This is a genomic window from Pseudoalteromonas sp. A25 (genome assembly GCF_009176705.1).
Classification (GTDB): domain Bacteria; phylum Pseudomonadota; class Gammaproteobacteria; order Enterobacterales; family Alteromonadaceae; genus Pseudoalteromonas.
This window is the reverse complement of sequence record NZ_AP021847.1, coordinates 147,100-160,087: the sequence shown is the minus strand read 5'-3', so window position 1 is coordinate 160,087 and position 12,988 is coordinate 147,100. Positions and strand designations below refer to the sequence as shown.

Sequence of the window (12,988 nt, the reverse complement as noted above, 5' to 3'; positions counted from 1 at the left end):
TCAGTTTTTTAGGCAATCTACCACATTAGATTGTGTGGAAGATAACTGTTAGTCTCTTTGATAAAGTGCTTCTACAGTGGCCGATCTTAAGCTGTTTGCATTGATCATGTAACCAACTAATGCTGATGATGGCGATTTTGGCAAAGACAGTTTTTCTACTGAAAGAGCGTGAATGGTGAATTGATATCGGTGCACACCATGGCCTTTAGGTGGACAAGCACCACCAAAGCTTTCAACGCCATAATCATTGCTGATTTGTTTAGCACCATCTGGCAGTTTACTTTGTGCATTAATTCCTAAGCCGGTTTTTAGCTCGTTGATTGATACAGGAATATCGACAACTTGCCAGTGCCACCAACCACTACCAGTGGGTGCGTCTGGGTCATAGGCAGTAATTGCGAAACTCTTTGTACCTTTGGGTACGTCTTGCCAAGCTAAATGTGGAGACAAGTTATCGCCATTACAACCAAACCCTTTGAACTCATGTTTCTTGCTCATGAATTCGCCTGGTGCGATATCTTGGCTTGTTAATGTTAGCGCTAAGCTAGTAAAGGGGGCAATCATAGAGATTGCTAAAAGGTGATTTGCTATTATTTTCATGTGTTAATCTTCTTTGTGAATTCATTTTGCTATGTTGCCACTCTCAGCACTTTGAGTGTTATTAAAAAGCAGTCAAGTTTTCGCCCATATCCTTCAATTTCGTGCTTCTAAGTTCAGACGGCGTCATCCCAAAATGATTTTTAAACTTTTGTGTGAATCGAGATTGCGAGGTATAGCCAGACAAACTTGCTACATCACCGATCGGCTTGCTTGTGGTTTGCAACAAATGCAGCCCATGACCTAGTCTAGCCTTATCTTTTATTTGTTGTAACGTCATATCTTCAGCCTGTAGTTTTCGCCTAAGTGTTGATTCACTTATTGCTAGTAAACCACATAGCTGATCTAACCTTAGCGCTTGAAAATCATTGTTTTTTAACATTCCAAATATCTGATTACTTAGGCTAACATTGTGAGCCATCAAGGGGATGTGTTCAAAACCCAAAGCGTGCAGTAATAGCAAAATTTCTTGTTTTCTGTGCTTAATAATATCGCCATTGGCCCAAGGTACACTGTCAACAAACTGAGTAATGCAAGCGAGTAACTCTTCAGACACCGAAGCGCTGTAATGCTTAGGGATTATATTTTGTTGTTCTGTTTCAATCTGTAACCGTTCAAAAATACTAAAGTCGTTGGCATCGAACTCAATCAGTAAGGCTTGATAAATATCATCGTTGGGGATATTACGCATATCAAGCTTAGGACTATCCGATAAAAATACAAACTCACCCGCATTACACCTAATATTGCCTTGTTTACCAAGAAGTTTACTACCGTTCATAACAATAATGAGTGTAGGCTTGGTAATCGGCACATCGAGTAATCTTTGCTCATGAAAAGCGCAATAGACCGAAAAGGGTAAGTCTACATCTTTTGATGTTATCGAATTAATGCTGTTTATTAACGCCTGCATTAGGCTCCTCAATCAAGTTGTTTTAATAGCAGTCATCACTGCAAGATATATAGATTTCACTGAACATTCTTTCTAGTTATGATGCAGTTGTTGAATGTAAGTAGCCACCCATGAGTAGATTATTTTAATTGAACTGTGCAAACAAAAGTTGCATACAGCATCCACATTGAAAAAGAAAACCCGACAGAGCATAAGGCTAGTTATTAATATCATAATCAGAAAGCTTGCAAAGTTCAGCCATTACTTTGTGTTATGTTGCGCTTATGATTAACGCGGTAATAACTATCATGTGGCTGCTCGAGTGAACAAAATTTATTCCTAAGAGGAACAAAATTTTAGTCTATTTGGGGCATGAGTAAGATATAATCCTCACCAATTTAATCAGTAACCATTGCAAAAGTTTAACTTATGGTAGCGTATGTACGAAAATATTAAATCTAAACTTAACACGTTAAAAAATAACAAAGCGTTTGAGTTATCAGTTGTGGCTGTGATCATCATCTCAGCCCTTGAAATTGGGGCCAAGACGTTTCCGCTTTCAAGTGGTGCTATATCAGTTACTCACGTTCTTGATGTCTTTATTACTTTGTTCTTTTTATTCGAAATTTCGGTGCGGTTTATTGCTGACGAAGATAAAAAGCGTTTTTTTAAAAAGGGGTGGAATATTTTTGATACCCTTGTAGTTGTTATCAGTCTGATCCCCGTTAATGATAGCGAAATGGCTTTATTGGCGAGACTTGTCAGAGTGTTCAGGGTACTGCGAATGGTGTCGGTCGTTCCTGAGCTCAGAGTATTGATTAATTCACTTATTAAAGCGATGCCGCAGCTGGGTTATGTGATCCTGTTGATGTTTATTATTTTCTATATCTACGCGGCGATTGGTAGTTTTGTATTTAAAGATATTAACCCTAAGCTGTGGGGCGATATTGCGATATCTATGCTTACTCTATTTAGGATCATGACATTTGAAGATTGGACAGATATTCAATACGAGACGATGGAAGTATATCCCATGTCTTGGGTGTTTTATTTAACATTCATCTTTTTCACCGCATTTGCATTTTTGAATATGGTGATAGGTATTGTTGTGAATGTAATGGAAGATGAGCGCTCGAAAATGAAAAAAGCCAAAGAAGACGCTAAAAATGTACCTACAATCGAAGACTTACATAGCGAGATACAACAGTTGAAGGCATTGATAGTGCAGCAACAGCAAAGTATCAAGCAAACAGCTGATAAAGAAAGCACTAATTAGAGTCATCAAACAACAGCAATCGAATAGCTGTTTTTAACGAGTGCTATCTGATGAAACCAAAATTAACTAGACTATTTCGGTAAATAATTAGATGGCACTTTTAACCCACCCTAAGGGAAATATCATTTTTCGTTAACCTCTCACTTATTTTCAGCTGAGGTTAGTTAGCATGTCACTGCCTACTTATCTTTGTCGCGCCGACATTCGTAAATAACCCGAGTTCATCAGGTTAAATAATCGTATAGTCACCACTTAGCTAAAAATGGTCTTACGTATCGGATTATTCGCGTATAAAACACCTTTTCAGCGTACACGTGTAAGCTTTTAATTTACTTACAAATATTCTTAATTAAATGCAACCGCAGTAAAGAACTCGTAAAAAATGTTTCTAGAGTGATTGATCTATTGTCATTTTTGTGCCGTAATGTAGATATATCTATCTGGTCGGATGAGTTGAATATGAGTTTAAGAACACAACTAAAGAAAGTTTTACCTAGCATTTCAGTAACAGAACAAGAAGCACTTGATGCAGGTGATGTATGGCTTGAGGGGTCTATCTATCGTGGTAAGCCTGATTTTGATGCACTAAGAGCAGTGCCTGAAGCAAAACTAACCGCTGAAGAACAAGCATTCTTAGACGGCCCAGTTAAAGAATTAATGGCGATGATTGATGATTCTGTGATTCAAAACAGCAAGCATCTGCCAGATCATATTTTAGAGTTCTTGAAAACAGAACGATTCTTCTCATTAATTATCCCTAAGTCATTTGGTGGTCTTGAGTTCAGCCCTTATGCAAACTCGACTATCGTGGGTACTATCGCAACTAAGTCGTCTGCTGTCGCTGTAACGGTGATGGTCCCTAACTCGTTAGGCCCAGGTGAGTTACTTTTACATTATGGTACACAAGAGCAACAAGCACATTACCTACCGCGCCTTGCAAACGGCCGTGAAATTCCATGTTTTGCGTTAACTAGCCCAGAAGCGGGTTCTGATGCTGGTGGTATTCCAGACATCGGTATCGTCAAAAAAGGCCAATACAATGGTGAAGAAGTACTTGGTTTAGAAGTCACTTGGGATAAACGATATATTACGCTTGCGCCGATTGCGACAGTACTTGGTTTAGCTTTTAAAGTTGAAGATCCAGATGGTCTGTTAGGTGGTAAAGAACATCTTGGTATTACTTGTGCACTTATTCCAAAATCACACCCTGGTGTTGAGCTTGGTAATCGTCATGACCCTATGGGCATTCGTTTTTATAACGGTACAACACGTGGCGAAAAAGTGTTTATTCCGATGGACTTTATCATTGGTGGGCAAAAGAATATAGGCCGTGGTTGGCAGATGCTGGTAAGCTGTTTAGGTGCCGGTCGTGGTATTTCACTGCCAGCTTTAGGCGTGTCTACATCACAGGTTGCGCTTAAGTCTGCGTCAGAGTACGCAGCTGTTCGTGAACAGTTTGGTTTATCTATCGGCCAGTTTGAAGGTATTCAAGAAAAGCTAGCAGACATTGCGGGTAAAACTTACCTACAAGAAGCGATGCGAGTGTTGACAACAGAAGGGTTAGGCATGGGCTTAAAACCGTCAGTTGTTACCGCTATTGCTAAGTACCATATGACTGAAATTGGCCGTGATGTACTAGACTCAGCAATGGACATTCAAGCGGGTAAAGCAATTCAAAATGGTCCGCAAAATACCCTTGCCAGTGGCTATGTAGCTCAGCCTATTGCGATTACGGTAGAAGGTGCAAATATCCTAACTCGTAACCTGATGATTTTTGGCCAAGGTGTAATGCGTTGTCATCCATATTTGCAATCAATGGTTGAGTCTATCCACAGTGAAGACAAAGGCGCAGACAAAACATTCAACAAGATTCTACGTAAAACCGTGGGTTACAGCGTAGCTAATAGCTTACGAGCATTTCGTTTAGGTGTGTTACCGTTTACAGCGGGTAGTAAGTCTTCATTACCTGAAGTACAAGCTTATGAAAAAGCAGCGCATCAGCTATCAGCGAAATTAGCTGTGTATGCTGACTTCTCATTACTTGTATTAGGTGGAAAACTAAAACAAGCAGAGATGCTTTCTGCACGTTTAGGCGATGTCATGAGCTACTTATATGCAGCGATGGCATCTATCAAGTATTACGAGCAAAAAGTAGCGGTAGCTGACAGACAAGCAGCAGCACCTTATTTCCATTACGCGACCCGTTGGGCTTTGCAAAACGCTGAAAACGCGCTGCATAAGTTCTTGGATAACTTCCCAGCGTCAGGCACTCGCAAGTTTATGCGTGTGATCACGATGCATTACACTTATAGAATGCCTGCGATTGGTGATGATCTGGTACGTGAGCTTGCTAAAGCGGCGCAGATGGATACGGCATTTAAAGCACAGCTTACGCACCTTATCAAGCCAACAGCGGGTGATGGTCATGATATTAATGAACAAGCTTACAAAGCGAAAATGGCTTGTTTAGACTTGCTAGCGAAAGTGAAAAAAGCACTTCGTAAAAAAGAGATCAAGGCAGGAGTACGCTTTGCGCAAACTTTAGACAACGCATTAGCTGCGAATTTAATAAGTTCGCAAGAATACGCTCAACTTATCGATTACAACAAGAAACGCGAAAAGGCGATCCGTGTTGATGAGTTTGACTTTGATTTGAATTTGCTAGATGACAACGCACAGCCTATCGAAAAGGTAAAGCAAGCGAGTTAGAAATAGTCAACAATGCCCTAAGTGCCAACGGTAACGGCACTTAGTTATGAACAAAAAGCCCCTCACATCGTTAGGGGCTTTTTTTATGTCAAAAACGTGCTAGGGTCTGTTAAAAAACTAGCAACATACACACTATGTTATATCAATTTTTAAGTGATAGGTTTAGCGAGATAATCGATAAAGACAAGCATTCGGTGCTCTGGAGCGGCTGTGGTGAAGTGAGGAAAATGCGTTTAGATGGACAACATGCGGTCGTTAAATATTCACAAGTTCCAAAGCAATTAGCGCACCGACATATAGAGCAATCTGACTTTGCGTTATCAAGAAAGCTTAATTCTTACGCTATTGAATTAAAGTTTTATCAAGATCACAGTAAATGTTTTATCGAGCGATGTCGCGTACCAAAGTTACTGTTTGCGACTGAGCAAAATAAATCAACTTGTTTAGTACTTGAAGACTTTACCGCTTATGGATATGCGTCACCTTCTGATGTATCTCAAAAGGTACACTATGCCGTATTGGGCTGGTTGGCGCGCTTTCATAGTTTTACGCTCAATAATAGTGGTATTGGTTGGCATCAAGGAGGGTATTGGCACTTGGCGACTCGTCCAGATGAATGGCAAAGAATGCAGCACCACGCTTTAAAAACGCATGCTCAAGATATCAATGATCTCATAGAGCAATGCCCTTATCGGTGCGTGATACACGGAGATGCAAAGCTTGCAAATTTCGCATTGAATAGTGAATTTGACGTGATTGGTTATGACTTTCAGTATGTTGGAGCTGGGGTTGGGGTGCAAGATGTTATGCTCTATCTAACTAGTGTGTGCGACTCATCGAGCTTACATGAAAGCGGCGAACACTTATTGGCGTATTACTTTTTGCAGTTATCCCAAGAGTTAAGAAAAACCTTGAGTGAAGAGCAAACGCTCGATGTGGTCAATTATTGGCAAGCTTTGTGGCCTGTCGTTTGGGCTGACTTTCACCGCTTTTTAACGGGTTGGAAGCCTGATCATTTTAAGATAAATCAATATATGCTGGCTCAAACTTCACTTACTTTGTCTCAGGTTCGTCAATAACGATGATTTACGCTTTACTTAGCGCTCTTTGCTGGGCTGGGTTTGATTGGTGCAGAAAGCAATTGGCACATTGGTATAGTGCGCCGTTCATGTCAATTATGTTTAGCTTTTTGGTATTACCCATATTTGTTACATTCTGGCTTTTTAGCGGTGCCCAATTACCCACAGAAAACTATTATACGAGCGCAACCATTAGTGGCCTTATCGCCGCTTTAGGTAGTGTGTCGTTTATTCGAGCACTTGCCATTGGTAAAATGGCAATTATATTGCCCATGCTTTCGTTTACCCCGGTATGGTCGGCAATGCTTGCTTGGCTGTGGCTGAACGAACCACTGAGTACATCACAGGCGCTTGCAATATTGACGATAACGTTAGGTTCGTTTTGGGTACTCGGTGGGAAACTAAAGGCAACTGAAAAAGGGGTGGGCCATGCGCTATTGGCTGCCCTTTGTTGGGGAAGTTGCATTGTGCTTGATAAGTATGCGCTGCAATACGCAACAAAAGAGTTTCATGCAACCTATATCACTTTAATTGTATTCTTTGCAACCAGCCTACTACTTAAGATCATAGTAAAGCCACAAGTAGTGAAAATGCGCGTTAAATGGTGGCTTTTTGCTACGGTGTGTTTTTCTGGAGCGGTTATTTTTCAATTTATAGCTATTGAGCAGTTGCAACCAGGCTTGGTTGAAGGGTTAAAGCGCGGAGTAGGTATACTAAGTGCTCTGTTTATTGGCTTTTTGCTTTACAAAGAGACATTGAGCGCTAAACAATTAATGGCAATTGGGTTGATTATTGTGAGTACATTGGTGCTTGTGTATTAAGTAGCGCCCACGTTGGTGTGGGCGCTGAATAATTTTTAGTTACACGATCCTACACGCTTCCAAACATTGCTGAAAACGTCTGGTTGTGCAGCGCGAGACCACCAAATAGCTTCGTACTTGTAGTTTTTGTACGATACTTCATTGCCAATTTTATACATTTTTGACGCTGACCAAGCTGCGAGGCCGTCACAACCCGGAGGTGTTACGTCACCAATTTGTACAGATTTTGTCACCGAGTTTGTTTTTGCACCATCAGTTGCCGTTAATGTTACTTGATAAGTACCTGCTGCTGCGTAAGTGTGGCTAGGAGACACCTCAGCACTGCTTGCACCGTCGCCGAACTGCCAAGAATAGCTACGAGCGTCAGTTGATGAGTTTGTGAACTTAACGGTCGTACCATTTACGCTGAAGCTAAAGCTTGCAACTGGGCCGCCAACTGGGTCACCACAGCCATTTTGTGCGATGTAATCATATGCTGCTTTTGCTTGTACAATACCGTAACCATAAGACGTATCACGGCCAGCCGTGCCTTTATCTTTGGCTGTGTTGTTTAATACTTTACGAATTTCATCATTAGTACAGTTAGGGAAGTGACTCCATACTAAAGCTGCAACACCAGATACGTGTGGTGTTGCCATAGATGTACCGCTAATAGACTTGTAGCCATTGTCGTTCCAAGTTGAGTTAACACCCACGCCTGGCGCCGCAATTTCTACCTGACTATTGTATTGTGAAAATGACGCTTTGTTTTCAGAGCTATCAACCGCAGCCACTGACACTACCGCATCATAAGACGCTGGATAGCTTAGGCTGCTATTTCCACTGTTACCTGCGGCCGCAATGTGTAATACGCCACGGTTGTAACTATTTTGAAATGCGCTACGTTCCGCAGTTGAACTACCGCTGCCACCTAAGCTCATGCTGGTTACATTGGCGCCAGCAGATTCACACTGCTCAATTGCTTTAATTAGATCAGAACCGTATGCCCATCGACCTTGGTCATTAAATACTTTAACGATATGTAGGCCTAATTGGCCTGATGGATTTACGCCTACAACGCCTTGACCGTTACCACCAATTGCGGCAATTGTGCCTGCTACGTGAGTACCGTGACCATTACCGTCGTTATACCAGTTACCCGTATCGTTTGAGCCGTAGCCATCATCACCGGTAATACCCGTGCTAGGCAGATCAGGGTGGTTTAACGTGTAACCTGTATCCATGATACAAACTTTACGGTTGCCACTCATAGTATCTGCTAATTGATTAGCTTGAACCATATTGATCCCATACGGTGTAGACTCAGCCATTAAGAAACGTTTAGGGTCTGCTTCAACGTTTGCTACCTGTGGGTTAGCTTTTAGCTCTTCAAGCTTTTCAGGTGTTACTTCCATCACTACTGCATTCACGCTTGGCAGCGCTGTCATTGGTTGCAAATTAAGTTGATGAGCAAACGAAGCAAGCGCTTGTTGCTTATAATTTGCAGCATCAGACTTAGACACTGATAGCGGCAAAGTGTTAATAGCGCTATCTTTAAGCGTTACAATTACGCGTTGGCCTTCATCTGCATAGGCTGTACCTGCGCTGAGGGCTGCACCAACACAAGCTGATAAGATGGAAAGTTTTACGCTGTTAGAAACTGATTTTTTCATTTTAAGTTACCTTTTTTACATGTTGTTAACCGCTGTAAATAAAACAGGTAAATATGTATGTGTCAACAGTGTGTTTTTTGAACGACTTTTTAGAGGTGGTTATTTAATTTATAAATATATTCATATTGATTGGTTTAGATGGCTTTTTGTTCTATTTTGGGTGAAATATGCTTCATTCTCTGCTTAATTAGATAGAAATTTATTTTACTAGCGCTGTCATATTATCGAGGGTATATGGTTTTGGTGCGGGTGTAGTATGTGAATAAGAAAAGTATCTAAAGTCTATTTTATCTAGTTCTTTATTATGTATAGCCTGATATAAACTCTCGTACTTTGGTGCGTAGGATTTGAAAATTGGCAACTTCAAATCTCCGATATAATTTTTATTATCGGCGTCAAAGTCAGCAATTTTTATAATCGCTAAAGCCCCTAAGGAAACATGCCCCCCGACTGAAACATTTAACTTTTTATGTTGGTCTTTGTCCCAGTTTATACCGCCTATTATAACGTGCTGGCGCATGTTCAACTCTTGTGCTGCTCTTGCTGCACCGGTCGCCATCGCGTCGTTTGCTGCCCAAATAACCTTGGTGTCATCAAAGCGTCTTAACAAACCTTTAGCCACCGTATACGCCTCTTGCTCTGACCAATTTGCGCTTACTCTTTCTAGTAACTTTAAATAGTAAGAACGGTTGCTGTAGCTGAGTAAACCTTGCTCACGCAGTTTGGCAGCGTCTGTTGCTGATTCTCCTAATAATGCGAGCGTATTAATGGTTGGGTTCTTTTTAGATTTTGTTACGTGCTTTTCGAGCTCTTGTATCAAAAGGCGACCCGCTTGATAGTTGTCGGGTATTATTGAGCCTAATATTCCAAAACCGCGAGCGTTCAGACGCATCACTTCTTGTTTTGTGGGCTTGTTAAGTAAAAAAATAACCTTGTCATGTAATTCAGTTGAGGTTAGCAATGCTTGCGTTGCGGCTGATTTCTCGTCGACTAGCACAATATAGTTGTCTTTTCTTGTGAGTGCTTTGTTTATCAGGCGCTTCATATCTATGTGATTACGATCTGCATATAGAATACTCAGCTCGACATTAAGATCATCAGCGGCGGCTTGCATAAACTCAGAGACATTGAGCCAAAAGTTGCCAGTTGGGTTATCTTGTGAAAAACCTGGGTTGACGAAAGTCACTTTTATTTGCTGTGCATAGCAAGGCAAAGTAAGCAACAAAAAGCAAATTAATGTCACGATTTTTTGTAGCAATGCAGACCCCCTATTTTCGTATTAAGTAGTTATTATGGCACAAAAATCTAAAATTACTCTGGCAAACTCTAGTCGCTAATTTAGTAATACTATTTTCAAGTACAAAAGATCACTATAATGCCTGTCAAATAGTTGGAGGGGATATGTATCAGTATTTATATGTAGCACTACTATGTTTAAGTTCGTTTGCTTTTTCTAAGCAAAGTAGTGATCTTGAAGTAACGATGAAGAATATGGGGCACGCCTATAAACAAGCGATGCAGAGCGAGTCGCAGCAAGAATTACTAGCCGCGATAGACTCTTTTAGAGAGCATTTACATGTTAGTAAACAGCATCAGTTCAGCCCAGAGTTGCACGATGAGTCTCAAAAAGGGTTAAGTAAAGTCTCGTCGGTTTTAGATGAGAGTATCATGTTGGTTAATCAGGGACATTTAGTTGCAGCAAAAACTAAACTAAAAGAAATTGACGAACTGAGAAAACACTATCATCAGTTGCACGAGCCGCCAAGTATTTGGGATCTCTTATTTGGTAACTAAGCTCAGTGAAGTACCCATTATGACCTTTATTTATGTGCATAAAAGTCACTCATATTAATTTTTGCGCAGATCCGTTTGAATATTGTGCAACTGTTTAGAATGGGGCTAGCTATTCGCTGCGAGCCTGATATAAATAATAAAGCGTAATGTTTAAAAGGGAGCCGCTATGACGGAACAAAACCAACAACTAGACAATAGCGTCATTGCGACATTGAAAAATAAAGATCACTCATCATTAAACGAAAAGCTTGATGGTTTGGCTTGTACACATAGCGATATTATAGAGCTCTTAGCGCAATACCAAGCGCTCAGTGAACAAGACGACGATGAAAAGTTTGATAACTGGTATGATGAATTATGCCAGTCTCAATTAGATGTGTTAAAAGCGTTTGAAGTGATGCGCGCACATTTTGAGCAAGAATGTCAGTAATACAATGATTGGTTGAAACAACGCAAAACGGCAGTTTTACATATAGTAAAATTGCCGTTTTGCAATAACAACTTCCTTTGTCTAAGGTTAAAGCCATTGAGCAATTGAAAAAGGAAGTGTTATGAAGCTCTGCTATTCAATACTGTTGGTTGTGCTAGCTAACGTTCACACGGTTTATGCAACACAATCAATTAAAACGCAGCATCTCACACAACATGTCACTTTGCTAAAAAGTAGCGATAATTCAACCAACATTGGCATGATATCCACCTCTCAAGGGTTAGTATTGATAGACCCTATGCCTGGCCATAAACAACTCCATGGCTTGCTTAATACTATTGAGTCTTTAAATGACGATTCGGGATCAGTGCGTCATGTCTTTAATACTCACATGCACTTGGATCATACTGGCGGCAATCGCTTTTTCGCAGGCTATGGGGCTGAGCTAAATAAGGAAGTTGCTGACATCAGAGTATACAGAGTGCACTCACATAGTTCGGATGACTTTGTGTACTTTATTCCTCAAAGCAATGTTGTTTTTGTTGGTGATGTACTTGATATGAGTTGGCACCCTACATTTTATGTAGGAGGTGTTAAGGGCTTTAATGCCGCAATCGAGACAATCTTGAATATTGGCAATGAGCAAACAGTTATCGTCCCAGGGCATGGAAAAGTAGCGAGCAAGCAACAAGTAAAAGCGTTTCGCCAACACACGCTAGACTGGATAAGTAGGGTAAACACACTCTATGATGCAGGTACAAGCGTTGCGAGTATTTCGCAAGACCCACAAATAGTAATGCTTATTGATAAATTCAATCACGATAAACAAGATCCATTTTTAACAGAAAAAGCACTAAGGCGCTTTATTAAGCGAACCATATCGGTCATAAAAAACGATAAAAAGCATTAGCAGGGTACTTAAACACGCACTTATCAAAAGATACTTTGCGATATACCCTAATGTCACTTGATAGATAAATCATATTTTAAGATCAACTCATCGATGTAGCGCTCTCTCAATGACAGGTTACGTTCATGCTTTGCTGGGTGACTAAAAGCGCGATTGAGTAACTTTATAGCTTGAAGTAACTGTGGGCGCAGTGCTGGGCTGATACTAGATGCTGTTCGTTCTTCCGTTATTTCATCAACAATGGCGCGCCCTAACTCTATTTGCACCAGTTCTTCAATCAAACCATTTTGGCTAATAGCACCATATTTACTACACAAAAATTGCTGCCAAGCATTTTGGATCTGCTCGCTCAAATCATCACTAAAGCGTTCACTTTGGCATATAAATCCTTGTTGCTGACATTTACTCAAGCTGTATATATATTGCTGATAAAAAAGCTCATAAGCATGTGAAGAGCTTGACGCTTTGTGTTTTATTAAATCTAAACCCCACTGAGCGCAGCCCCTTGGGTAATAGTCAGTAAACTCTTCACATTCATACAGGCCTAAAAACGAGCTGCACTTTATTTGGTTTTGAATACTATAGCTTGGCTTTGGAAATAACCCTTGCTGCTGCCACTCGAATAGCTGTTCCGTATCAATCTTTAACGCTTGGCACAGTTCTTCTGTGTGATAAAAATGGGTGTTTAAGTGGTTTAATAAGCTCATAAAGTGAAACTGGATAAATATACAGTGTTTTCATTCTCACTGATGTTTGAGACATTTTCAAGTTAAAAAAGCTTTTAAGTAGCTGATTGCTGTGCTTAGGCTGCGTAATTGATGTGTGATT

Annotated in this window: 12 protein-coding genes; 7 read left to right on the top strand and 5 right to left on the bottom strand. The window is 40.6% G+C overall.

Annotation, left to right across the window (positions count from 1 at the left end):
- Positions 1-48: 48 nt before the first annotated feature.
- Both GDK41_RS17380 and GDK41_RS17375 read right to left on the bottom strand, forming a co-directional pair.
- Positions 49-600, bottom strand: coding sequence for a YbhB/YbcL family Raf kinase inhibitor-like protein (locus GDK41_RS17380; protein ID WP_152087747.1), 552 nt, complete (start codon positions 598-600; stop codon positions 49-51).
- A 61-nt stretch (positions 601-661) separates the two neighbouring features.
- Complete coding sequence (locus GDK41_RS17375) at positions 662-1,510, bottom strand: helix-turn-helix transcriptional regulator (protein WP_152087746.1); 849 nt, start codon at positions 1,508-1,510, stop codon at positions 662-664.
- A 418-nt stretch (positions 1,511-1,928) separates the two neighbouring features.
- On the opposite strand from GDK41_RS17375, the gene GDK41_RS17370 reads away from it, so the two are divergent.
- The 4 genes from GDK41_RS17370 to GDK41_RS17355 all read left to right on the top strand — a co-directional run bounded on the left by GDK41_RS17370 (position 1,929) and on the right by GDK41_RS17355 (position 7,374).
- Positions 1,929-2,765 (top strand): ion transporter, encoded by an 837-nt coding sequence (locus tag GDK41_RS17370; RefSeq protein ID WP_152087745.1) that lies wholly within the window; start codon positions 1,929-1,931, stop codon positions 2,763-2,765.
- Positions 2,766-3,224: 459 nt separating this feature from the next.
- Complete coding sequence (locus tag GDK41_RS17365) at positions 3,225-5,474, top strand: acyl-CoA dehydrogenase (RefSeq protein WP_152087744.1); 2,250 nt, start codon at positions 3,225-3,227, stop codon at positions 5,472-5,474.
- Positions 5,475-5,608: 134 nt separating this feature from the next.
- On the top strand, positions 5,609-6,553 hold the full coding sequence (locus GDK41_RS17360) for a phosphotransferase (protein ID WP_152087743.1): 945 nt from the start codon (positions 5,609-5,611) through the stop codon (positions 6,551-6,553).
- A gap of 2 nt (positions 6,554-6,555) precedes the next feature.
- Positions 6,556-7,374 carry a DMT family transporter gene (locus tag GDK41_RS17355; protein WP_152087742.1) on the top strand — a complete coding sequence of 273 codons (819 nt, stop codon included), beginning with the start codon at positions 6,556-6,558 and terminating at the stop codon, positions 7,372-7,374.
- Positions 7,375-7,409: 35 nt separating this feature from the next.
- On the opposite strand, the gene GDK41_RS17350 is transcribed toward GDK41_RS17355, so the two are convergent.
- Positions 7,410-9,026 (bottom strand): S8 family serine peptidase, encoded by a 1,617-nt coding sequence (locus tag GDK41_RS17350; protein WP_152087741.1) that lies wholly within the window; start codon positions 9,024-9,026, stop codon positions 7,410-7,412.
- A 199-nt stretch (positions 9,027-9,225) separates the two neighbouring features.
- On the bottom strand, positions 9,226-10,284 hold the full coding sequence (locus GDK41_RS17345; protein WP_152087740.1) for an ABC transporter substrate-binding protein: 1,059 nt from the start codon (positions 10,282-10,284) through the stop codon (positions 9,226-9,228).
- 143 nt (positions 10,285-10,427) lie between these two features.
- Between GDK41_RS17345 and GDK41_RS17340 the strand changes: the two genes are divergently transcribed.
- The 3 genes from GDK41_RS17340 to GDK41_RS17330 all read left to right on the top strand — a co-directional run bounded on the left by GDK41_RS17340 (position 10,428) and on the right by GDK41_RS17330 (position 12,160).
- Positions 10,428-10,820: a cytochrome b562 gene (locus tag GDK41_RS17340; RefSeq protein ID WP_152087739.1), complete on the top strand. Its 393-nt coding sequence runs from the start codon at positions 10,428-10,430 to the stop codon at positions 10,818-10,820.
- Between the two features lie 166 nt (positions 10,821-10,986).
- Positions 10,987-11,250, top strand: a complete 264-nt coding sequence (locus GDK41_RS17335) for a hypothetical protein (RefSeq protein WP_152087738.1) — start codon at positions 10,987-10,989, stop codon at positions 11,248-11,250.
- Positions 11,251-11,371: 121 nt separating this feature from the next.
- A complete protein-coding gene (locus tag GDK41_RS17330) occupies positions 11,372-12,160 on the top strand; it encodes an MBL fold metallo-hydrolase (protein WP_152087737.1) in 789 nt (262 codons plus the stop codon).
- Positions 12,161-12,213: 53 nt separating this feature from the next.
- On the opposite strand, the gene GDK41_RS17325 is transcribed toward GDK41_RS17330, so the two are convergent.
- A complete protein-coding gene (locus GDK41_RS17325; RefSeq protein WP_152087736.1) occupies positions 12,214-12,867 on the bottom strand; it encodes a DUF6058 family natural product biosynthesis protein in 654 nt (217 codons plus the stop codon).
- Between the last annotated feature and the right edge of the window lie 121 nt (positions 12,868-12,988).